The organism is Dictyobacter alpinus (assembly GCF_003967575.1).
Taxonomy (GTDB): Bacteria; Chloroflexota; Ktedonobacteria; order Ktedonobacterales; family Ktedonobacteraceae; genus Dictyobacter; species Dictyobacter alpinus.
On sequence record NZ_BIFT01000002.1, the window covers coordinates 2,443,878 to 2,467,123 of the forward strand.

General features: G+C 49.1%; 17 protein-coding genes. 8 read left to right on the plus strand and 9 right to left on the minus strand.

Annotated features, from left to right (window positions below):
* Positions 1 to 61 precede the first annotated feature (61 nt).
* Positions 62 to 3,001: a malectin domain-containing carbohydrate-binding protein gene (locus EL633_RS32250; RefSeq protein WP_126631315.1), complete on the plus strand. Its 2,940-nt coding sequence runs from the start codon at positions 62 to 64 to the stop codon at positions 2,999 to 3,001.
* 119 nt (positions 3,002 to 3,120) lie between these two features.
* On the opposite strand, the gene EL633_RS32255 is transcribed toward EL633_RS32250, so the two are convergent.
* The 4 genes from EL633_RS32255 to EL633_RS32270 form a co-directional block, all read right to left on the minus strand.
* Positions 3,121 to 3,603 (minus strand): cupin domain-containing protein, encoded by a 483-nt coding sequence (locus EL633_RS32255; RefSeq protein WP_126631316.1) that lies wholly within the window; start codon positions 3,601 to 3,603, stop codon positions 3,121 to 3,123.
* Positions 3,604 to 3,975: 372 nt separating this feature from the next.
* Complete coding sequence (locus EL633_RS32260; RefSeq protein ID WP_126631317.1) at positions 3,976 to 5,220, minus strand: cytochrome P450; 1,245 nt, start codon at positions 5,218 to 5,220, stop codon at positions 3,976 to 3,978.
* 346 nt (positions 5,221 to 5,566) lie between these two features.
* Complete coding sequence (locus EL633_RS32265; protein WP_126631318.1) at positions 5,567 to 7,150, minus strand: WD40 repeat domain-containing protein; 1,584 nt, start codon at positions 7,148 to 7,150, stop codon at positions 5,567 to 5,569.
* A 14-nt stretch (positions 7,151 to 7,164) separates the two neighbouring features.
* On the minus strand, positions 7,165 to 7,698 hold the full coding sequence (locus EL633_RS32270; protein WP_126631319.1) for an RNA polymerase sigma factor: 534 nt from the start codon (positions 7,696 to 7,698) through the stop codon (positions 7,165 to 7,167).
* A gap of 182 nt (positions 7,699 to 7,880) precedes the next feature.
* Here EL633_RS32270 and EL633_RS32275 point away from each other — a divergent pair, with 182 nt between their 5' ends.
* Together EL633_RS32275 and EL633_RS32280 are read left to right on the plus strand one after the other, a co-directional pair.
* On the plus strand, positions 7,881 to 8,705 hold the full coding sequence (locus EL633_RS32275) for a MerR family transcriptional regulator (protein WP_126631320.1): 825 nt from the start codon (positions 7,881 to 7,883) through the stop codon (positions 8,703 to 8,705).
* A 144-nt stretch (positions 8,706 to 8,849) separates the two neighbouring features.
* A complete protein-coding gene (locus EL633_RS32280) occupies positions 8,850 to 9,716 on the plus strand; it encodes an SDR family oxidoreductase (RefSeq protein ID WP_126631321.1) in 867 nt (288 codons plus the stop codon).
* A gap of 75 nt (positions 9,717 to 9,791) precedes the next feature.
* Here the strand turns inward: EL633_RS32280 and EL633_RS32285 are convergent, their stop codons facing one another.
* Both EL633_RS32285 and EL633_RS32290 read right to left on the minus strand, forming a co-directional pair.
* Positions 9,792 to 11,396, minus strand: a complete 1,605-nt coding sequence (locus EL633_RS32285) for an HlyD family efflux transporter periplasmic adaptor subunit (RefSeq protein ID WP_126631322.1) — start codon at positions 11,394 to 11,396, stop codon at positions 9,792 to 9,794.
* 311 nt (positions 11,397 to 11,707) lie between these two features.
* Positions 11,708 to 12,625, minus strand: a complete 918-nt coding sequence (locus tag EL633_RS32290) for an arginase family protein (protein WP_126631323.1) — start codon at positions 12,623 to 12,625, stop codon at positions 11,708 to 11,710.
* A gap of 106 nt (positions 12,626 to 12,731) precedes the next feature.
* Here EL633_RS32290 and EL633_RS32295 point away from each other — a divergent pair, with 106 nt between their 5' ends.
* The gene (locus tag EL633_RS32295; protein ID WP_161982634.1) at positions 12,732 to 13,283 is read left to right on the plus strand and encodes a CGNR zinc finger domain-containing protein; all 552 of its coding nucleotides are present in this window, start codon (positions 12,732 to 12,734) and stop codon (positions 13,281 to 13,283) included.
* 81 nt (positions 13,284 to 13,364) lie between these two features.
* Here the strand turns inward: EL633_RS32295 and EL633_RS32300 are convergent, their stop codons facing one another.
* On the minus strand, positions 13,365 to 13,811 hold the full coding sequence (locus tag EL633_RS32300; RefSeq protein ID WP_126631325.1) for a HEAT repeat domain-containing protein: 447 nt from the start codon (positions 13,809 to 13,811) through the stop codon (positions 13,365 to 13,367).
* A gap of 566 nt (positions 13,812 to 14,377) precedes the next feature.
* Here EL633_RS32300 and EL633_RS32305 point away from each other — a divergent pair.
* Both EL633_RS32305 and EL633_RS32310 read left to right on the plus strand, forming a co-directional pair.
* Entirely contained in the window at positions 14,378 to 16,321 is a 1,944-nt protein-coding gene (locus EL633_RS32305) for a hypothetical protein (RefSeq protein WP_126631326.1), read from the plus strand.
* Positions 16,322 to 16,337: 16 nt separating this feature from the next.
* Positions 16,338 to 16,967, plus strand: a complete 630-nt coding sequence (locus tag EL633_RS32310; protein ID WP_126631327.1) for a hypothetical protein — start codon at positions 16,338 to 16,340, stop codon at positions 16,965 to 16,967.
* 63 nt (positions 16,968 to 17,030) lie between these two features.
* Here the strand turns inward: EL633_RS32310 and EL633_RS32315 are convergent, their stop codons facing one another.
* Positions 17,031 to 17,219 carry a hypothetical protein gene (locus EL633_RS32315; RefSeq protein ID WP_126631328.1) on the minus strand — a complete coding sequence of 63 codons (189 nt, stop codon included), beginning with the start codon at positions 17,217 to 17,219 and terminating at the stop codon, positions 17,031 to 17,033.
* Positions 17,220 to 17,591: 372 nt separating this feature from the next.
* On the opposite strand from EL633_RS32315, the gene EL633_RS38340 reads away from it, so the two are divergent.
* Both EL633_RS38340 and fxsT read left to right on the plus strand, forming a co-directional pair.
* Positions 17,592 to 17,708, plus strand: a complete 117-nt coding sequence (locus EL633_RS38340; RefSeq protein WP_126631329.1) for a DUF2255 family protein — start codon at positions 17,592 to 17,594, stop codon at positions 17,706 to 17,708.
* 522 nt (positions 17,709 to 18,230) lie between these two features.
* A complete protein-coding gene (gene fxsT, locus EL633_RS32325) occupies positions 18,231 to 21,008 on the plus strand; it encodes an FxSxx-COOH system tetratricopeptide repeat protein (protein ID WP_126631330.1) in 2,778 nt (925 codons plus the stop codon).
* 138 nt (positions 21,009 to 21,146) lie between these two features.
* Here fxsT and EL633_RS32330 read toward each other — a convergent pair whose 3' ends face one another.
* The gene (locus tag EL633_RS32330; RefSeq protein WP_126631331.1) at positions 21,147 to 22,925 is read right to left on the minus strand and encodes a DUF8189 domain-containing protein; all 1,779 of its coding nucleotides are present in this window, start codon (positions 22,923 to 22,925) and stop codon (positions 21,147 to 21,149) included.
* Between the last annotated feature and the right edge of the window lie 321 nt (positions 22,926 to 23,246).

A 23,246-nucleotide genomic window follows, 5' to 3' on the forward strand; every position in this document is an offset into this window, starting at 1 on the left:
GCTCTACCGTTTAACAGGTGGACGGTAATGATAGAGCGTAGTAGCCTGGAAAGGGAACTGCATGATGCAGAATGAAAAGATAAAGGTGCGACAATTGCATGCAAGGGTGCTGGGAGTATTTATGGCGCTATTGTTGCTGCTCATCTCGGTTGGATTTTTGTTTAATATTCCTGGCACAGCGAATGCCGCTCAGGTGCCACCGGTAAATAGCGATGCGCACGCAAATAGTGTTGCAGGTGGCTCAGGTGCCACCCTGCCATATGTTGAACTGGAAGCGCATAGCGCGACCACGAGAGGCACCATCGTTGGTCCAAGTTTTCAGTTAGGTGACCTGGCCTCGGACGCAGTAGATCGGACTATCGTTCAGTTGACGCAGGGCCAGTCCGTTCAATTTACACTGCCCCAACAGGCCAATGCCATTAATCTCCGTTATAGCATTCCGGACGCATCTGGTGGTGGCGGCATCAATGCCTCGCTAAGTATTTATATTAACGGAGTTAAACAATCCAAAGACCTGCAACTGACCTCGAAGTATAGCTGGTTGTATGGGGCACCGAACTTCTCGGACTGTAACGGAAACGACTGGTCGAACAGTCCTGGCGGTACTGCACACCATCAGTTCGATGAAGTGCATGCGTTGTTACCGCAGATGGCGGCTGGTGCTACCGTGAAACTGCAAGTTGACTCTGAAAATACCGCGCAATGGTATGCTATCGATGTGGCTGATTTTGAGCAGGTGGCTGCCCCGCTGGCTCGACCTGCAGGCTCTATCTCGGTTACTGATGCACCCTATAATGCCGATCCGACGGGGAGCGTCGACGCTACCACCGCCATTCAAAATGCCGTCAATGCAGGCGCCGCTCAAGGTAAGAGCGTTTATATTCCTCAGGGCAACTTCCTGGTCACCAGCCATATTCTGGTAAACAATGTCACTGTAACGGGTGCGGGACCCTGGTATTCGATCCTGGGTGGCGCTCCAATCGGCAATGGCAATGGTGTTGGCATCTACGGAAACGATACGTATGACGGTAATGCAAGTGCCAATGTCAATCTATCAAACTTTGCCATTGAAGGCCAGATCACAAACCGCATTGACTGTATCCAGGACAACGGCATTGGTGGTTCACTGAACAACTCAAGCATCTCCAATGTCTGGATCGAACACACCAAAGTTGGTATGTGGTTTGATGGTCCGTTTAGTGGCCTGACGATCAGTAATAGCCGTATTGATAGCACTCTTGCTGATGGCATCAACTTCCATCGTGGCATCAGTAACTCAACCGTTAAGCAAACCATTATCCGTGGCACCGGCGATGATGGTCTTGCCATGTGGTCGGACCTGGGTGGCGCATCGTCTGGCGATAGCAATGATAGCTTTGATCACAATACCGTGCAATCGCCTTATCTGGCCAATGGTATCGCTATCTATGGTGGAAATGGGAACAGCGCTACGAACAACATCGTCACTGGTTCACAGTACCGTGGTGGCGGCATCATGCTGGACTATGAAGACTTTGGCAATCCGACAGCGCCTTTTAGTGGCACAACCACTGTTTCCAACAATACCATCAACCATACAGCGGGTTGGGGGGATCAGGGTATCCAGCAATTCGGGGCACTCATGTTCTGGGCCGATAATGGCTCCATCAACGCGCCCTTCACGGTTGCTGGAGATGAGATCGACGATAGTCACTTTGCCGCGATTTCATTTGATGGTGGCAATCCTATTAGTAATATAGCCTTGAGCAATATCAATATTAATGGCGCAGAGTTCGCATTCTCGAACAAAGTAAATACCATAACAGGCTCAGCCAATAACGTGACGGCCAGCGGTCTGACTGTTGGTGGTTTAGAGAGTTGTGAAGGCTCGCAATCCTGGAATATAACGCTGGGTACAGGCAACTCTGGCTGGAGTCCCGCGACTCAGACCTGTGGTTTCCCAACTGGAACACCGACGCCAACACCAACCCCACCTCCGGGAACCACGCCAACGCCAACGCCAACCCCTGCTCCATCGCCAACGCCAACGCCGGCACCTAGTGGAACCCTCATTACCGCGATCAATGCAGGTGGTGGAGTAGCAGGGAGCTATGCTGCCGACACAGATTATAACCAGGGCAACGCTTTTAGCGATACCTCGACCGCGATCGACACCAGTGGCGTAGCCAGTCCGGCACCGCAAGGAGTCTGGCAGACCTGTCGCTGGAATAGTGCATTTACCTATACCATTCCAGCTTTAACGGCAGGAAAAGCCTATACGCTACGCCTCGATTGGGCTGAACTCAGCTTCCAGAACGCTGGCGCACGTGTCTTTAATGTAGCGGTCAATGGGAGCGCAGTCCTGAACAATTTTGATGTCTATGCAACGGCAGGATACAAAAAGGCGGTTGCTAAGACCTTTGCTGTTACCGCCAATAGTAGTGGGCAGATCGTGATTGCCTTTACGCAGGCCGGGGCCGATAATCCTTTCATCAATGGTATTGAAGTCTGGGATCCTGCTGGTGGTCCGCCGCCGACACCAACACCGACGCCGACACCAACCCCGAAGACGTTGGTCAAAGCTATTAATGCTGGAGGTAGTGCGAGTGGGAACTTTGTTGCTGACACTGGATACAACCAGGGTAATGCCTTTAGTGATACCTCGACCTCAATTAATACCAATGGGGTCAGTAATGCGGCACCACAAGGAGTCTGGCAGACCTGCCGCTGGAACAGTGCATTTACTTATACACTTACAGGGTTAACGGCAGGCAAGTCATATACGCTGCAATTGGACTGGGCCGAACTGACTTGGCATGCCGCGGGGCAGCGCGTTTTCAATGTTGCTGTGAACAGTAACACCGTGCTTAGCAACTTTGATGTTTATGCAACGGCAGGCTATAAAACAGCGGTAGCAAAGCAGTTTACTGTTACGGCCAATAGTAGCGGCCAGATCGTGGTTGCCTTTACCCAGGCGGGTCCGGATAATCCCTTTATCAATGGTATCGAACTTTATTCCTGAGTAACGATGGAGTAAGGTAAAACTCTGAGCAGGGTTCGCCTGAAAAAGCAGAAAGATACGCGCCGTGGAAAATTTCTATGGCGCGTATCTTTCGTCGGATAGGGGTGCTAAGTATTTTGCTACGCGACTGGTAAAGGCGGTCCCAGTAACTCCATGCCATGGGCACGCCATACCTCTGGATCCTGGGGAGGCATCGCGTTGGCTCTGGTCACTTCGCGGAAGAAGGCTTCCATGTTCCCGGCAGGGAAAAACGCGACCAGAATCCGGCCACGTGCCTCACCAACAAAGGCCCATACATGAGGAATCTGACGGGGAGCCAGCAGTGAATCACCTGGCTGGAGGCGGAAACGTTCTGTTCCCACCTCGAACTGGAACTCGCCTTCGAGGATATAGAACCATTCATCCTGATCATAATGAAGATGGCGTGCCGGGCCACCTTTAGCCAGGAATGTGTTTTCCAGGATGAAGGAATTGGATGTTGTGGGGGTGCTCACCTTGAATGCAACAGTACTAATGCCCAGTCCACGGCTCTCGCCTTCACGATCAGCGCCAGCGGCTACGCGCAAGACCGCTGGCATATCAGCTGAGATCGATTCGCTCATTTCTTTCTCCTCTTGGGAACGAAGAGGCAATGGAAACGCTCATGAGAACGATTTACCCTGCCCTTGAGCATATTTTAACCCTCGTTTTGTTATCCTCTCTTACTGATAACAGCTTTTGCAGGATATGAACTCTATTGTAGTGAACAATGTTGTAGTAGTCAAGTAAATAGTGACAAACGCTAGAAGGACATAGTCTTTATCCAACCTACCCTGGATGTCTCTTGACGCCAGAGAGTTCCTCTGGTAATAGATACTCAGGGGCATTATTAGCCAATTCTGCAGGCTTTCTTACTGCGCGATCATGAAAGACGAGGCATAGAGAACATGAACATAAGCATGTCATGTTCTCTATGTGAGCGGGATGCTGACTGCTCAAGCTTTTTGTACTTGCGCATCAAAGGTGATTGGTAGGTGTTTGAAACCAAAGAGGAAACGTCCTTCAAATAGTTGTGCCTCGTTACGGTCTACGTGCAGGTTGGGGAGCTGCTTAAGGATCATTGGTAGCGCGACCGCTGCCTCCATGCGCGATAGTGGCGCGCCAATGCAGAAATGGATGCCATGGCCAAATGCGACATGTTTGTTTGGGGTGCGCGTGATGTCAAAACGTGCTGGCTCGGGAAACTGTTGAGGATCACGGTTGGCTGAGGAGAGCCAGGTAAAGATGGTTGCATCCTGCGGGATGGTTAACCCTGATAGTGTCACCGCTTCTTTTGTCGTTCGCACTATGCGCCAGACGGGTGAGGCATAGCGCAAGACTTCTTCGATGGCGGATGGCATCAATTCAGGCTCTCTATTGAGTCGAGTTAGCGTGTCAGGATGCTCATCGAAGCAACGGATCGCCTGACTGAGGAGATTGGTGGTGGTAACGTGTCCCGCCAGCAGAAGGAGTGTACAGAAGCTGATAGTGTCATCCATACTTAAGTGCTGGCCGTCGACCTCCGCTTGCAGCAGCGCGCTCATCATATCATCATGTGGCTCACGTTTGCGCTCCTCAAGCATGCGTTCGAAGTAGTCAGACATCTCCTCAAATACGCGAGCGAAATGCTGCAATTCTGGATTGTTGCGTTGTTCTTCAGCTGGTTTAAAAACCTCGGCATCGCTCAATTGGCGTCTGAGCAGTCCATCAGCCCAGCTTTGAAAGAGCGGTCTATCACTGACAGGCACCCCCAACATCTCGGCGATCACGATCGTTGGCAGCGGATACGCGATATCATTGGCAAAATCCATGTTTCCATTGGCGACTACCTTATCAAGCAGTTCTTGCGTGATCTGGGCGACACGGCCACGTAGTTTATCAATCGCGCGTGGCGTAAAGGCTGAGGTAACCAGATTGCGATACTGCCGATGCTGAGGTGGATCCATCGCAATAATACTTCTTCCACTGCGTGGACGTTTGTTCTGCGCGTCAGCCGTCGCCATCACAGCTTCGCGTTGCATCCTGCGCTCAGACGAAAAACGCTGGTAATCGGTAATGACCGTGTTTACATCATCATAGCGAAACACATGCCAGCAGTTACTCTCCTCATCCAGCCAGACAGGTTGTGTTTGACGCATCTGCTCAAACCAGGTGTACATTTTCTGACTATCTTCCACAGTTGCTAAGGTTGAGAGCATCATAGAAACCTTTCTTTCTGCATATTTCTACGCGAAACTGCTGATGGACGCACTATCATACCTTTAAAAGAGACAAGCTTGATGGATGCCAGCAGTTACTCTCATAATAATTAATTGGGCATCTGCTAATACTATAGCACATATATATAATAAATCACTTGTAGGAGTGAAAATATCGAGAAAGGTATTGGGTTAGATTTTATGTGGAGTGAGCTCTACTTCTCAGAGTAAAAAAAATTGTATTGTTGCGGAAAAATTGTCGGCGCTGCCGACAATTTTTCCGCAACAATACAAGAGATCCTGGATAGTGACCCGACCCGATCCTTGTCGTAGTTGTATAACGGCTCCGCTATTTAGCGGGAGCTTCCCAGAAGTTTACGTCAATTTCATGTGTATTATTTTTCACATCTGTAATCAAGCTCGCGCTGGCAAGAAGCGTATCATCGGGTGACCAGGTAATTCCTCGCATATCTCCACTCTTCTGCTGATAGGTGAAAAGCTTCTTTCCAGTGATAGGATTCCAGATAGCAACATTTTGTACCGATATTTGCTGACCTTTATCTGGACCACTGGAGATCGTCTGTAGGCCAGTTTCAACCGAGGCAATGCGTGTCCCATCATGCGACCAGGCCAGATATTGGACAGGATTGATTGACGGGGCAAGTGGATAGGTCAGAACAGGCGTCCCTGTCAGAGCCTTCCAGATCTGAATCTGTTGTTTGACTTTGATCTCGCCAAGCGTATTGTTTCCATCCTGAACGGTCATACTAACTGCCAGGAACTGGCTATCTGGTGACCAGGCTACATTCAACATTGCGCTATAGCTTTTCGCGTTGACGGTATAAATGAGTTGACCAGTACTGGCATTCCAGACGCGCACTGCTGGATCCCAATTCACAGATAAGGAGGCAATATACTTGCCATCGGGCGACCAGGCCAGCCTCTCTACATCGGCGGTATGACCTATCAGTGTCTTGACGACGTTGCCAGTGCTGCTATTCCAGATGAGAATCGGGTGCTCCTGTGGATTGTGAGAACTGTTGGTTGGATCATCAAGACTAGAAGCAATAAGTTTGCCATCAGGTGACCAGGCTATGGCTCGCATTGTGGGGCTCCCCTGACTGTGAGGAAGCAAGGGGACCAATAAACTGGTAAAGGTAGTTCCTATGTTCGCTGTCGCCGACTTTGGTCCGGTCGTGAGAAGATGACCAGTATTGGCATCCACCACCTGCACCGTATCGGTACCAATCGCGATACGTTGACTGTTATGCGGCTCCCAGGCCACATTTTGAATAGGTGTCTTTCCCCCTCCGCTGGGCTGATACGTTATCTCGTTTTTTCCGGTCGTGGCATCCCAGATGTGCGCGTTGTTTCCCACCAGGACTATACCCTTGCCGTCAGGTGACCACTGTAAACCCATAATAATGTCATCATTTACTTTGTGACTATAGACAACATGACCTGGTTGAGCCTGAGTCGTGGGTACCCGGGTAGGTTTCGCTACGGGCGTGGAGGCACTCCTGGTATTTTTGTTCTGGGCTACGCGTGACTGGGAAAGCATCGTTAGTAGGGTACCTACAAGCAATGCTGTCACCAGGACGGCGGCAATGAGTGCAAAGGTGCGCTGGATAGAGGCGAAGCGCCGTGCTGGTCGTGATCTGCTCTGCGTCGTGCCAGGAATGTGTGATGATGGTGTATGCATAGGGATGATCTTCCTTTCGGTCTGTTGTGAACGTTGTGAACGACTACGAATATGAATATGCTGCCAGGCATAGTTGATTGATTGCTCATCGGCCTGTGCGGCTGGTTGGTAGAGCCGTTGTAAATCAGTTACCAGTTGTGTATCTGGATCATCGGGTTGAGCCCGCGCCAGCGATTGCTCGATCTGCGTATCGATGTCCCCGGGCTGAAAATGTTCGTTCGATGTCTCCATCGTGCCTCTCCTTTTTAGTGCTTCTCATAGATCGAGCGCAGAGTGTTGAGGGTGCGCGAGAGCAACATGCGTACCGTGCCAGCTCGTTTGTCGAGGATATGCGCGATCTCTGCGCTACGCAATCCATTGACAAAGCGCAGGTAGAGTACCTGACGCTGTAGCTCTGGCAACTGCTGCACATGTGAACGTAACAGCGCATGGCGCTCCGTACGCATCGCATATTGTTCCGGTTCCTGGTCCTCATCAAAGTAGAGCGCGTCCACAACCTGTTCTATTGGCAACACCTGCTGGCGTCTGCGGCGACGATGCAGATCGATCGTCTTGTTCTGCGCCATCCGCCGCAGATAGGCCCGCTGCTTCTCCGCGGGCACATCCTGAACATTCTGCTGTTCCAGTGCCGCCAGGAAGACATCAATGAGCAGGTCCTCAGCATCCTCGCGCGTCGGCGTATGCATGCGCAAGTAGGTGAAAATTTCCTGAGCATAGCACTGATAGAGTTCAGCCGCAAAGGCATCATTCTCGGCTGACGTGGGCAAAGACTGTTTCATGGTTCCATCCTACTTCAGTAGTTCTTCGTAGTGTGTAGTGCTAGCGATTCCACTACCTATGTCGCTCAATAGCTAAAAATGCCACATTTCAAAATACCCTCTTGACTTTCGCCTTACCTGAACGTTGTATGATGCTAACAAGAGTTGTTTGACCTACCTGTAAACGGACAGAAAGAGATAGGATGTTAAAAATTCGCGATTTTGCCAGGCTTGGTGAGGTATCGATGACCACGCTGCGCTACTATGACGAGATTGGACTCCTCAAGCCGATCCATGTTGATCCTGAGACTGGCTATCGATTTTATACCATAGATCAGTTGCCGCAACTGCATCGCATTCTGGCATTTAAAGAGCTTGGATTGGGTCTCACGCAGATCGTTAAGATTCTTGACGAAGGCATTTCTCCTGATGCCTTGCAAGGAATGCTGCGTTTCAGACAGGCACAACTCCAGCAGCAGATCCAATCTGAGCATGAGCAACTTGTGCGCATCGAAGCGCGTCTGCGCTCCCTTGAGCAAGGCAGTGATATGCCGAATTATGACGTGGTCCTTAAAGCGGTGAAGCCGATCACGGGAGTTTCTCTGCTCCTGACGACGGAGGTTGCGTATCGGGGGCACTGGGTGGACATGATCGATGCTATGTTGAAGCGCTACAGGGTTAAACCCAACGATCACCTACTTGTCCTTCATACGCAGCGCGAGGATGAGCCACCTCCAGGTTCAGTAGAGATTGTCGCACCCGTTGACGAGAGAGACGCCGCTACCTTGAGCACAAAGAGCGAGGGACAACTGACCCGGTGCGAGTTGCCAGCGGTTCCCTATATGGCCAGTACGCTGCACCAGGGAAGCCCCGCGCTGGTGATGCCAGCCTATCAAGCGCTTGGAACCTGGATGGAGAACAATGCCTACACCATCGTTGGGCCGCGCCGCAAGATTTGCCTCCATCGAGGAGAAAATCTTGACGATGCACTTACCGAAATCCAGTTTCCAGTTGAGAAACTTACATGAACGAGAGGAGAGATATTCTCTAAAAACTTCTGACTAAGACTTCTTTATCAAAAAACATAGTCAGATGATAATACATGATGACAAGCTTAACAGTTTGGATAGATAGAATCATTAGTATATCAAAGAGCAATAGGAGAGGTTATAATGATCATTGTGACTGGAGTCAACGGTCAGCTTGGCCGTGGAATAGTAGAGCAACTGCTCGTGCGCGTTCCTGCCGAGCAAATAGGTGTAAGCGTGCGCGAACCGGAGAAGGCACAACAGCTACAGCAGCGGGGCGTCCGCGTGCGCCGAGGTGATTACGACGATCCCGCCAGTCTCGCTGAGGCATTTGAAGGAGCAGAACAGGTGCTGATCGTGTCATCGAACACGAGCGGAGAGGTGACCGTTCGCCAGCATCGCGCAGCCATCGACGCAGCCAGGCAGGTCGGCGCGCGCCGCATACTCTACACCAGCCACGCAGGCTCGTCCCCAAACTCGCTTTTCTCTCCCATGGTTGACCATGCAGCTACCGAGGAGGCGTTACAGAATTCGGGCGTAGCCTTTACCTCACTGCGCAATGGCTTCTACGCGACGACGACACTCATGTTGCTCGGTAATGCCGTGCAAACAGGTGAACTGGTTGCTCCAGAGGATGGACCAGTAGCCTGGACGACCCACGCTGACCTGGCCGAGGTGACAGCGATTGCTCTGAGTAAAGAGGGAAGCCTCGACGGCCTGACCCCTCCCCTTACCGCTTCAGAAGCAATCGACCTGGAAGGCATCGCAGCCATTGCTGCGGAACTGGCGCAGCGCCCGATCCGTCGGATTATCGTGCCGGACGCGAAGTATCAAGCAGAACTGGTCGCCCATGGTCTGCCGGTGGAGAGGGCCGACATGCTGCTGGGTATCTTCCGCGCGAGCCGACGAGGTGAATTCACCCGGGTCGACCCAACGCTCGCCCGCCTCATTGGTCGACCGCCAGTGTTCTTGCGGGACGTTCTGAAGGCAGCCATCTCACCGGCTGGCTAAGACTCCGAAATAGCATCACGCGGTGCTCAAGCCAGCCTGGTCTGAGCACTGCTGCGACAGAGCATACTGTTCATCTCACTTGGTCATAATCGTTGCATCTGCAGTCATATTAGGATAGAGCACAACCCCTCGCGTACTTGCTGGATCAATGTGCACAAGCGTGGGGAACGTTGCGCCACTGTTTGGCACAGCGTTTGGCACGATCGCTCCAACCGTTCCCCTAAACAGACGATTTTCATATGCCTTAAGCTTAAATTGGACCGACTGTCCAATGCGGACCTTGATAATATCGGCTTCGCTGACATTGAGTAAGATGCAATCAACACGGCTAAGATCGACCAGTTGAATAAATGGCAGGGTTGGGGCACCACCGGGTGCGCCAGATGCGCTATTGACTTGCACTGCAGGCTGCCCTCCAATTGTGCCATTAATCGCGGTGACTACTCCATCATGCGGCGCGATAAGTGCTGCCTCGGCCAGATTTGTTTGTGCCACATGGAGTTGCGCCAGCGCCTCGGCCAGCTGTCCCTCGTCCTCCGCAACGTCTTTAGTGGTCTCGCCACGCAGAGGATTATCGATCGCCGGAGGAATTTCAAGCCGGGTAACCTTGACGCGGCCCTGGGTTGCGGTTACCGCCACCTGGGCATTCGCATACGCCTGTTGCAGGGCTGCCTTATCCTTTTCAACCTGCGCTTTAGCCACCGCAACCAGAGCATGGGCATCGGCCACCACCTGCTGGTACTGTGCCTGAGCCGCATTCAAGCAAATCTTCAGGCGTTGTCGTTGTGTCTGTGTATCCGTTCCATTTCCCGTATCACTCGGCACATTAACGAGTGCAACATCTGGTACTACAGGTATTGGCGTAAAAGAAGTGGGCTTCGGTGTAATCGCAGTGATGGGAGTGGCAGAATCTGTTGCTGTTGAGGGCGTTATAATGTTGCCAGGAGAAGGCGTGCTTTGGGGATCGGCTTGCTCGGTGGGAGTCGTTGTATCAACGGGAAAATTAACCAGACAGTTCACAATACTCAACTTGAGCTGTGCACGACCATTCTTGATTTGTTTGTCCGCCTGGTTTTCAATTACCGCCAATAAAATCTCATCACTTGTCAGTACTGTCTGCGCGGCGGCAATATTTACCTTTGCCTGTTGTATGGTTGCGTCATTATTGGCCAGAGCCTCATCATACTCTGCTTCGGCCACCCGTACATTCTCATCAATCCATTTTAACGTGAGCTTATGGTAGAAAAGTGAAGCCTTTAATTTATGCCGTGCCGCCTCAATGCCAACCTGTGCGGCCACCACCTCGCTTTTTAATGTGATATCATCGATGCGAGCTAGTAACTGCCCTTGATACACTTTCTGTCCCAACCTGACATCAATCTCAGTGATTTTACCAACGCCATCCCGAAAAGCTAGATTATAAATGGGACTTTGCAGCAAACCAGATGCCTGTATCGTTTGCATAGCTGGATTATGCATAGCCAGTTGATTCTGATAAGACACAGCCAACAATGGGTGAAAGAGGATACCAGCAACAACACTTATGAGAAGCACCAGCAAAAGCCCGACCATGATCCAGCGGGGCTGTCTTATCCAGAGTAACGCGACACCATCCTGGATATGTTCTTCAGCATCGGCACTTGCCCGCGCACGTACGTGTTTGGGTAAGAGTAAAGACATGCAACGCTCCTCTTAAGAAAACCATCATTAGCTGTACCCCTCTATGTTTGTATCAGCTTAAAATCAGTATAGAGAAACGCTAAAACGACCGGTGGGAATGAAAAATAGTGTTTGATTCTGTTTTATTGGGGAGCGTGCAGCTAATCGCACTTGGGCGCTAAAGCGCTCCAACGGCTTTTGAGTGTGGTGTAGAATTGTGCGCATTGCGCACAATTCTACACCACACTCAAAAGAATTATGAGCACGAGAGGCGACCGTTGGAGCACGAAAACAATGTCAGGTGAACTATAGATTTTATGAGAATCAAACATTTATGCTGATAGCGTGCGAAAGGCATTAGTAAGGCAGCGTGCGAAAAGGCGTAGCGCGTCTCCATGGGGATCAAGGTCTGGATCCAGAATGGTTAGATCCATCCCTACCAGGAGTTCGTTTTCGAATAATCCAATCAGCGTTGCGGTCAGTTCCTCCTCAAAGAGTCCATCGACCTCGGGACAATCGACAGCCGGCATGAGTGAAGCATCCAGGATATCTGCATCAAGATGGAGCCATATACCCTTAATGTCGTGGGCTTGTAAATCTGTGAGAATGTCTTGCATTGTTTTTTTGAAGCCCTGGGCTCTGGCTGTTTCGATATCTATACACTGCATATGTGTACGCTTGACTTCGTCGATCATCCAGCTAAAAGGCAGATTGGATAAACGATAGCCCAGGACTACCACATCTTCTTCCTGAATGTAAGGTCCAAGCCCATCAATGGTGGTTAAGCGCGGAGCGCCTTTGCCTGTCACCAGTGCTAAATCCATACCCGCAACCACACCACCTTCGCAATTATCAGGATGAAAATAGTCTACGTGTGCATCAAGAAATGTAAGGCCATAGCGCCCGCGACGGGCAAGCGCCAGCGCGCTTCCCAGCAGCACACTACAGTCGCCCCCGGCGACGATTGGAAAGTGACCGCTGTCCAGCGCCTGACCGACAACATTAGCCAGTTCAAGGGTAAAAGGATGAACCTCTCTAGCATTGAGTGTTTTGTCCTCGAATTCTTTGGTGGGTGGATGCACGGGACGAGGTAGTTTCGCGAAAGGAAATGCTCCAATTTGTTCTAAAAATCCAGCATCTACGAGCGCTTGAGGAAGCTTATCACAACCTCTTTCGCGCCCATCGGGATGACGGCTTAGACCGAGGTTGGTGGGTGCAGCAATAAAAGCGAGCGATGTGCTTTTAACCATGAAATAAGATCCTTCCTTCCTTCTTTCTTTCTTTTTTGTAAGGACTATGCTATTCTTTAACCATTACCATAACCATAACATACTTTCGGTAAGGATTCAATGCAAAATGAAGGATTACTTTAAGAACCTGATACAATTGGCGGAAGATTTTGTAAATACCTATGATCTCTATTTAGAGCAGCCAGAGTGGCTACAAAATACTCATGATCTGGAAACATTCCTGCTGAAACATTCCATTAAGTTTAGTGAATCTTTGGGTGAAGAAATACTCCATGAGGCCTATCAGCTACGAGATCAATTGCGGATGGTCTATGAGGCAAAAGATGATGAGGATGCGGCGCATATTCTCAATGGATTGTTACGTGGAGCACAATTTCAGGTAAAACTGGTGCATGAGGATACGCAGAACTGGCAGGTACAAGTGTGGAATGAGCCGGGGATGGCCCCACTTCAGCAATTACGTGCTGCATCGGCGGTAGGCTTGAGTTATGCATTGGAACACTATGGAAAGTCGCGCTTGCGTTCCTGTGCCTCTGAGCCTTGCCGGGATGTGTTTTTGGATACCTCACGCAATGGAACACGGCGTTTCTGTAACGATCGGTGCGCCAATCGTTATAACATTGCTGCCTTCAGGGCAAGACAACGTCGTCTGGAATAAGCCCATTATAGGTGTGCAGGCGTGCTGATGAGGAGATGTAGAGCAAGCACTGCAATGGATCCAGCAATTGCCACGGGTCGGTTAGATACACGGTGGGTGGAGGGCGTTGAGGACTTCATGTTGGACCATTGGAGAGGAATCATGTCGCAATGTTGCGGCGGTGGCTTCATCTCCTAGTTTTATCAGGGCATGGACGGCGCTGGCGCGGATCAGTGGATTGATGTCCTGGGTGGCCCGCTGGATTAGTGGAAGGTACGTTGGATCCTGGGTGTTGGCCAGGACGATCAATGCGTTGCGGGCCATGCGGTCTCGACCACTACGCTCAACCAGGACCATGACACTTTTGACCCAGGCAAGGCGCCGGGTTGGTTCCTGGCGCACTTCAATCGCACGTGCAAGTTGACCCATCGTGGCGTGATGTCCATCAGTGATCCAATCCCACCACGCCTCATTGGCTATCCCTCGCGTACCTGAAAGTTCTTCCGGGTAAACCTCTTCAGTCGAGATATACTTGAAATGCCAATTCATGTCCCTTGTGAGATCATACCATTCTGTTCGCTCAATATGCGGTATGAGTAACCTCTTCAATGGGTAGATGTAATAAGCACTTGTTTTTACTTGTTGTAGTAAATTGCTATTTATGTGTAGTAAGACGACAGTATTACATGAGAATACATAAATATATACAGAAATGCAAGCTTTGGGTGCTATTCTGCCATTCATTTTTTGTAAGCGCAACCATGGACCATGTACCCATCTCCTCATACATCTCACATCACAATAGGTCATCCTTAACATGATCATGATGAGGGACGTTCACGTAGGGCGAGGAGACGGCAATCCCCTTGCGGGTTGCCGTCTCCTCGCCCCATGTCAAAGCACCTGTTGACGATCATGATCGCCGTCTCCTCGCCCTCTGTGAAGGTCCCTGAGCATGTCCACGATGGTATGCATGTCGTTGCAAAAATTTGAATGACACCCGCAAGCTTTTTATTATCCCCAGGCCTACCTTTGATTGCAGTGAATAATCTTTTGATGTATTATAGGGGCGAAAAAGAAGAGTCAACGCATGAAAAGAGGAGTGGTGAGCAGGCATGGAGCTCAAGGAATTTGAGGAGTCGGTGCAGACGGCGACGGTGGTGGGGGCAGCCTATGGAATCCACCGCACGACGTTGACGCAGGCAGCAAAAGCTGGCACGTTGGGAAACGGTGTGTATCGTTCTGGTGATGCGTGGTTAATCAAGACGGATCATCCTGATTTTTTGGAGTGGTTGCGCGGCCATGAATATCAGCCACGTGTGAAAGGCTATCGACGGAAAATGGCGTCACAGGAAGATGTGGCCAGCAATGAGCCTGTAGCTGTGCAATTGTCTATGGAGGAGCCAGCGGTGATGATCCCTCCGGAGCCAATTATGGCGCGTGAGGTCCAGGAAATGAATGCGTTGATTGAAGAGCAACCAGAAGCTGAGGAACAGGAAACTCCAATCTATCCAGCGCGCCAGCGTGTACGGCGGTTGATTGTGTATGTTGATGTGCAGCGTGGCGAGGGGGTAACGGAAGCAGGGGAGCACTTTACATTTGCTGAGCAGGCTTTGTTATCGGTCGTGTTGGCGCAAATACCTTTTCTGAGAGAAGCTGGCCAGGTACGTGTGTGGCTCTGCGGGGAACTGCCGACCGATGCCAGTGGATCCTATGAGGGTTGGGTCCTGGAGAGAGCACTGCGACAGTGGTACACGACGGGAAAGCGTGGGCATTATCTCTCGGATGAGCGCCCTGAGGAGACGGTGGCGCGCTACAGTCGGCGCAGTACTGACCAGGAGATTGAGATTCGCCATGTCTACTCCTGGTTTGGGACCGAGGGTACGGCGGGCGAGGCCCGAGAAGCGATCCAGCTCCTCACCCGCTACCTGCAGTTGGTGTTTGGGGATGATGCCAGCGCCTATGCGACACCCGCGCTCACCTTCCAATCGCTCTGGACCCGGCTTAATCGTATCCAGAAGAAGGAGTTTGCCCCACTCCCGTTGCCGCTCCGCGAGCAGATTCGCTCAACGTCTGGTCAAGGCCGCATAGAACTGTGTACGCTGTCCGGGCTCAAAACATTGCCTTCTTTATATTATTATGATGGTATTTTTATGTATAGCGCGCTGGCATGGGGCTTGCCCACGGAAATTGCCTACCACGATACCCGCAATGAGTACGCTGGGAAAGTGGCGGCGCGCTACCGTATACGGTATACAGTGCCAACCAGCTGGAGTCATCTAGGCTTGTTTATGACACCACGAGAGCAGGTGACGGGGAACCCGCGTGATCGACACACATGGGCCTTTCCAGGCGCGGAGTATGTTGGGAAGACGTACGAGACGTGGGTAGATGGTTCAGAGCTGGATGTGCTTTCGTCAGCGTATCTCACCATCGATCAGGGTTTTGCTGCCTGGAGCGTTGAGATTCTGGAGCGCATCGTCTTCAAGCCAGAGAAAGAATCGGCTCAGAAGAAGCCGCTGGATGGCATTATTGAGAAACTGGCTACGTTGCGCGAGAAGGTGGAACGGGATGCATTGGAGGCGCAAGAGCGCACACATGTGTTTCAATTGGTACGTGGTGGTATCCGTAATATTGTGCTTCATGGCATTGGCACCTTCAACCGCTCGACGCGGAACGTCACGTATATCATGGGCATGGATGAGCCGGCACCAGCTGATTATACGAGTCGCCGAGAGATCGATGAAGACACCGTCTGGTATAGTGTCCCGACGGCAACGGAAGGTTACAGCCAGCAATTTGATCACCCGGAATGGGCAGCGCAAGTCTGGGCACGTTGTCGCGCCCGCATGATTAAAGCCGCTCTCACCCTACCACGGGAGTCGATCATCGCGATACGGACCGATGCCATTGCCATGACACAGGAACAACCCGTGTGGAATGCCAACACGAAACGAGGCACACTACGCTTGAAATGGGCCATCCAGCAGTCGGTGAACGCACCGCATACCTATGAAGCGCTCGATCTGTTGCAGCGGCAACAGGCAACGAACGCCTGAGGAAAGAAGGAAATCGATGGCAGAAATGACACCGGCGGCGGATGCGATCGCGGCCCTGATGGCAGACGGCTGGACATACGCCGATATCGGCCGCTCCCTGGGCATTAACGGCTCTATCATCCGTCAGGCCATTCATCCGAGTCCAAACCAGCGCCAGAAACCGTTAGCCAAGTATGTGCCAGTATTGCGCCAACTCCACGGGACGGCTCCTGGTACCAAACCAGCGACATTGCCAGAACGGCGGAAAACGAAAAACGGCAAGGTGGCTAGCGTGCGTCGCGGTATCCGCGAATTCCAAACGAAGCAAGGCGAGACCCAGTACGCGGCTCGTCTCAAAAAAGGCAGTGCCACCTTACTCAAGTTGCTGGAGTTGGCGGCTCACACCGGGAAGAACGTACGTTGGGATGTCCTCTTCCAGACGATCCGTACGATCAGCGATGCCACAAAGTCTGGCTGGGTAACCGGCAAGTTGCCCGAAGGTTGGACCGCGGAAACGCTACTCTCACGTATCGCTCAGCCACAACAAGGGGATAACTGGAAACCCGGTGATGTTAGCGGGGCCCTCATTGCCTTAGCGAAGGAACAGAACGAAGGAGTCGTCTCCGCGAAAGGTGGTAGTGAGTTTAGCATCTTCACCACACCGTAGGTAGGGGCCGAAGCCTATATGTGAAAAGTGATTGCCTTTTTTGATGAGTCTATGAAGAAATAGTTATCCTCTATGCGTCTGTTCTCTTTTTCTGGTAATGATAGTATGGTGAAGCCACACTATCATTACCAGGACATAACAGAGGGTACATCCCCATATATCGATGACATACTTGTCGAAGACACCGATAACCAGCAGATCGGCACCAAGAAACATCAAGAGCAATGTTAGCTGTTTATAGGTTAATTCCATGCTGCAAAAATCTTTCCAGGATATATGTTGCGTTGAATTATAGCGAGCGCAATTACTGCAAGATAGCCCCCAGATGAGGAGTACTATCAACTCTGTATATCCTAGCATGCAGATAGTAAACAGACGCTCAAAAAACTCTGGGTCTCTATCAGAAGTCCCTCAGAAAAACTCATCGCGTCACGAGAAATTTTTATAATCTTGCGGTGAGAATGTCTATAATATGCTCTAGATAGAACATACACCTCCAGGTTTATACCACAACCGGCTGGGATTTTCTTCAAGCCAGGGGAGGTGTTGGTCTGTCCAGCCCTCATTGGTTTTTATACGAATATGGATATAAGGGAGGTTCTGCAATGACTACCTGGACAAGTAATGAAAATAGACGCTACCTATCGATCGAAATACAAGAAATACAGCGCGACATATGTTGACCCGATGATAACTCCGCAAGCACATACCGCAACCCTTAAGTTGTTGCCATCCAGATAACGATTCTATTGATCGCTATATTGGTGCCTCAGTAGATAAGATAGCTGTTGCCAATGATCGGAGTATAGATACAATTCCGTCTCCAGATGCCAGGCCAGTTTGGTTGTTACTAAACAAATACTCTCGTTGTGTGCTTTTTTTTAAAGCACACAACGAGAGTATTTGTTTGTAGGAAAAACGATCGGTCTGGTGATACTTTAGAACAATTTGCATTATATAATGTTTCTAATATACATTGATATGATACTTCATGATACTAGAAACGATACCAGTTGATACTGTTATACAGACATTTTTTAGCTAAAATTAGCATATTAAGTGATGCAAGTAAAAATTTCAGCTAATTGTGTTCCCGTAGGGAAGGTAGAAAAGGTGAAAAAGTACCTGACTGTTGTGGCCAAGCTCACCTTTTCCCTAAAGGACGGAGAATCAGGAATCTTACACGTTTCTTCTATTTCTACATAGAAGAATTTGCCCAAATTTTAGACGTTGTCGTACGGCAAAATTTTGAGGTGGTAGCTATTGAATAGTTTTTTATCGGGACCATTTAGTGATATATTAAAACACCTGAGGAAGCAGAAAAAAGTAAGTCAGAAGAAACTGGCGCTACGCCTTGGTATGCACATCAACACCATTGGAAAATGGGAGCGTGGTATCTGCCTTCCTGATAGTAAAGGCATCGTGCTAGAACTTGCCAAACAGTTGTCTCTTAATGAACAAGAAACCCGCCAGTTGTTGGAAGCAAGTTTAACAGCTGTCTCAACTTATTGGAACGTTCCCTATCAACGGAATCCTTTTTTTACTGGTCGAGACGATATTTTAGAGCACATTCATACAACGTTCTCTCAAGAAGCAGCAGTTGCTTTTCCTCAGCCGCTTGCTCTTAGTGGTCTAGGAGGTATTGGGAAAACACAGACGGCATTAGCATATGCTTATATACATGCCCTGGAATATGATGGTGTTTTTTGGATTAGCTCGGAATCATCTGAGCAGATCATGCGAAGTTTTTCCATTATCGCTAGCTGCCTGAGTCTTCCTCAAACGTCAGATCAAGACCAGCAGAAAATAGTCAATGCGGTTCTCCATTGGTTTGCCAGACATAGAAACTACCTGCTTATTTATGACAATGTAGAAGACCTTGATCTGCTACAATCTTTTTTCCCTCTGGCACTTCCTGATGGACATATACTGCTGACAACGCGCCTTCAGGTGACTGAACCTGTTGCTATGTCTCTCCCGCTCAATCCTTTCCCTGATGAACAAGGCATGCTTCTCTTATTACGGCGTATTAAACGAGTAGCAATGAATGACCCATTAACTGGGATATCATTGCAAGAACAAACGCTTGCATGCAAAATTTCACAGACATTAGGAGGATTACCACTCGCTTTAGATCAAGCTGGAGCATATTTACTAGAAACTGGCTCCAACTTTTCTGACTATCTTCACTTCTACGAACAGAAGCATCAAGTTCTCCTGACCAGACGTGGTCGTATTCCGACAAATCATCCAGCGTCTGTGACAACGACATTTCTCCTTGCTTTTGAGCGGTTAAGGTTGCAACATGCTTCCATCATTCACGTCCTTCAGGTCTGTGCTTTTCTTGACGCCGATATGATTCCCGATGCTCTCTTTATTGAAGGTGCTGATCAGGTTGAAGTTCCTGTTCACGCTTCGCCCAAATATGAAAAATTTGTTTTTAACGAGATCATGGAATTATTTCGTTTACAATCACTGCTTCAACGAGATAATCAAAATAGCACATTTAGTCTGCATCGCTTGTTGCAGACAGTATTGCGGAATGAAATGGATGAGGAAACGTACAAAGATGTAATCCAACAATGTGTGGATCTCCTCAACGAGACCTTTCCTTTAGATATCCTTAGCCTTGAGCAATGGACATGGTGCCAGCAACTCATCCCACACGTATTGAACTGCCTCAATTTTGCTCAACAAAGACACTACAATTCTTGTTCAGTGGCTTTGTTATTGCATAAAGCAGCGAAATATTTACAGGAGCAGGGACAGTATGCCCATGCGGAATCCTTTTTCTTGCAGACCCTACAGATGTATGAGCAATTGGTAGATAGTTCACATCCGCGTAATATTTTAGCGCTCAATGATCTGGGATGGTTATATTATAATCAAGGCTCATATGAGCAGGCTGAAAAAATCTACCGCCAGGCTTTACACATTTGTCAGGAATATCTGGATCCTATGCATACATCTGTCGCATTGGTCTTGAATAATCTCGCTGTTCTTTCTGCCAATCAAGGGCAGTATGAACAGGCGGAACGCATGTATTTACAGGCATTAAAGAGTCATGAATATCACTTAGGCTCAGACCATCCAGAAACGGTTGCGAGCTTGAATAATCTTGCTATTTTGTATCATCATCAAGGACGATACGAGAAGTCGAAGCAACTGTTCCATCGTTCTTTACAGAGTAAAGAAAAGCAATTAGGTGTAGACCACCCTTTAACCGCAACAACCAGAAGTAATCTTGCGTTGGTCTATCTTGATCAAGGAGAATATGAGCAGGCTGAGACATTGTTTCTGCATGCCTTGAAGGTTCGGGAAGAGCATTTAGGCCCTATCCACCCACTGACTGCGCAAAATTTGAGTAATCTTGCCAAGTTATATGGGCAGCAAGGTAAATATGAGCAGGCGGAAAACTATGCTCTGCGTGCTCTCCGCATTTGTGAGGAACACCTCGGTCTTGAACATCCTTCCACCGCAAATACGCTCTCTATTCTAGGTCGACTCTATTATAAACAAGGAAAGTATGAGGTTGCAGAACCCATCATACTACGTGTCCTTGAAATCAGGAAAAAAGGTTTTGGTCTATTTCATCCCAGAACAGCATTCGCGATGAATAATGTGGCGCTTCTTTATATTGATCAAAGAAAATACCAGGAGGCAGAACCATTCGTTACGCAAGCACTCAAAATTTGTGAAGATCAACTTGGCATGAAACACCCCTGGACGGCTATTATGCTTTCGACATTAGCCACACTTTATACCCATCAAATGGATTATGCTAAGGCTAAGCCATTATACCTTCATGCTCTTAGTATTCAAGAAGAGTGTTTTTCCCCTTATCATCCTGATATTAGCGACACCCTTCATGCATTCGCAATTCTTTATCAAAAGCAAGACAATAGAATTGAGGCACAACCTCTTCTTCAGCGTGCTTATATGATTAGAAAGCGTACCTTTGGTTCTCATCATCCTGATACCTCATTATTATTGATGCTCATCGATGAAATGAAAGAGGCCCTTCTTTTCAGCGAGAAATAAATATATATACTCAACACAGAAACCTCCTGGGAATGTCTGTAACTAAAACCGACAGACATTCCCAGGAGGTTTCTGTGTTTCTTGCCATCCTCGAAAAATGCTAGATTATTCAAGTAGGTAATGGCAACCTACTCATCTTTATTGCGTGAAACCTTGTTGATCAGTAAATTTATTCCAGCCGCTCCACTGATAACTTGGATCCTGCCAGTTGTGCCATATGGCGTGGGTTCCGTTGTCAATGGCAAAGACTTCTTCACTACCACCAGTATCGAGTTGGGCTGCCGGCGTGCCTTCAAAAGGATAGTTGGCTTGAAGATCTTGCCATCCATTGACCCATCCACCATCCGGAGCTGTTTTCCAAATGTGCCACATATCATGATTACTCCCAACCGCGAAAACATCCTGGGCACCATTGTTGTTGGTCACGACCGCTGGATCACCAACAAACTGACCTCCTGCCTGCAGTGGCGTCCACCCATTCCAGTTCCCGTTATATTGCCAGTTATGGTAGATGTTATTGTCAACCCCACGAGCGTAAATTTCGATCTGCTTATCTGCTGTAAACCCGATAGCAGGCGTGCCCAGGAAGGTATAGCCTTTGGCCAAAGGTTGCCAACTAGCGATCCAGTCTCCATCCGGTGCCGTCTGCCAGATATGCCAGATATTGTTATCATTACCGCGAGCGAACACCTCTTGATGGCCGTCGGCGTAATTGCCCACGACTGGATCACCATTAAATTGACCGCCGCTTTCTAACGGACCCCACCCTGACCAACTTCCATTAGCATTTTGGTAGTTGTGCCAGATGTTATTGTCACTGCCACGAGCATAGACTTCTAGATATCCCTTGGCCGTATAGCCTACTGCGGGGGTACCTTGAAATGAAAATCCTGCTTGTAGTGGTTGCCAGGCCGAGATCCAATCTCCATCGGGCGACGTCTGCCAGATGTGCCAGATATTATTATCATTGCCACGGGCGAAGATTTCCTGAATCTGGTACTTGGTCCCATTCTTATTGATGCCGACAGCAGGATTGCCATTGAATTGGCCGCCAGGTTGTAGTTCGCCCCAATTGGACCAGCCACCCCCTGCGAGACGATAACGATGCCAGATGTTGTTGTTACTTCCCCGAGCATAGACTTCTAAGCGGTTATCGGTGGTGTGACCAATGTAGGTATATACTTGCTGTTTAGATGTTGAAGGAGGCGTAACGTTCATATGAACAATGGTAATTGAAGCCTGGTTGCCATATTCATCCCATCCAGGCGAATATGGTTGACTATGTTCAGCAACATTGTGGCCGTCCATCAGCGTATCTGCACCGTTGATTGTGGTCCCAGTTGCAGTAAGGAGGACGGTATGAAACATTCCAGATGTGGGGGTTGTGTAAAAAACGACATCGCCGGGAACGGCCTCTTGTGGATTATTCCCGATATCAGTTCCCAGCCCATTGTTTGTAATGTACGTATAAAGATCACCGACTAGTCGTAGATTATAGCCCGAATAATTTGCATATTGGTCAGATGTTGAGGTATCAGCGTTAAGCTCAGAGAAAAATCCTTCAGCCGTAAGAGCTCGCGCAACGAACTCAGCACATTGAAAGTTGCCTTGTAAATCACCTTGTTGGACGTGAAGTGGATTAGCTGTACTCTCTGTCGATTGCCAATTCCAATCCCAGTGACCTTCAGCGTATTGAACCGCAGCATTATTTGGGTTAGTTGTAGCATTCCCTTGCGTGGGAGTTTGTACCTGGAAATGTTTCTGTCCAGTATGGCCACTATGCCCATTCCCATTTGGTAAGCCAGATACAGGACCAGCTGCATGGACAAGTCCGCTGGTACTGAGAAGAGAGAGGAAAAGAGCAATCAAGAGGCAGTGAGGAATAATCATCTTTCTATGGATGATGTGTATACGCATACGAACTCCCTGTTGTGTCGATAATTTTGGTGACAAAAGTAGTTCCGCAAAAATAGTGTATAAGGTGATCTATTTTTGGGAAAAACAATACACATTTTTTCTCATGAGAAGATTAATGCGTATATGATTTTTTTGCATTTTAACAACTTGGGTATTTCATAGGTGGTCTATAACCATAAGAGCATGCTCTTATGGTTATAGCTGATATTTCGTTGCCTCTTCACTAATCTTCTCATACTCATAATAAATTGCTGAATACACATAGTAAGTGTGTTTTTTGTAGAGGTTATTGAAAATAGCGATATTCGCACAATCCACGCA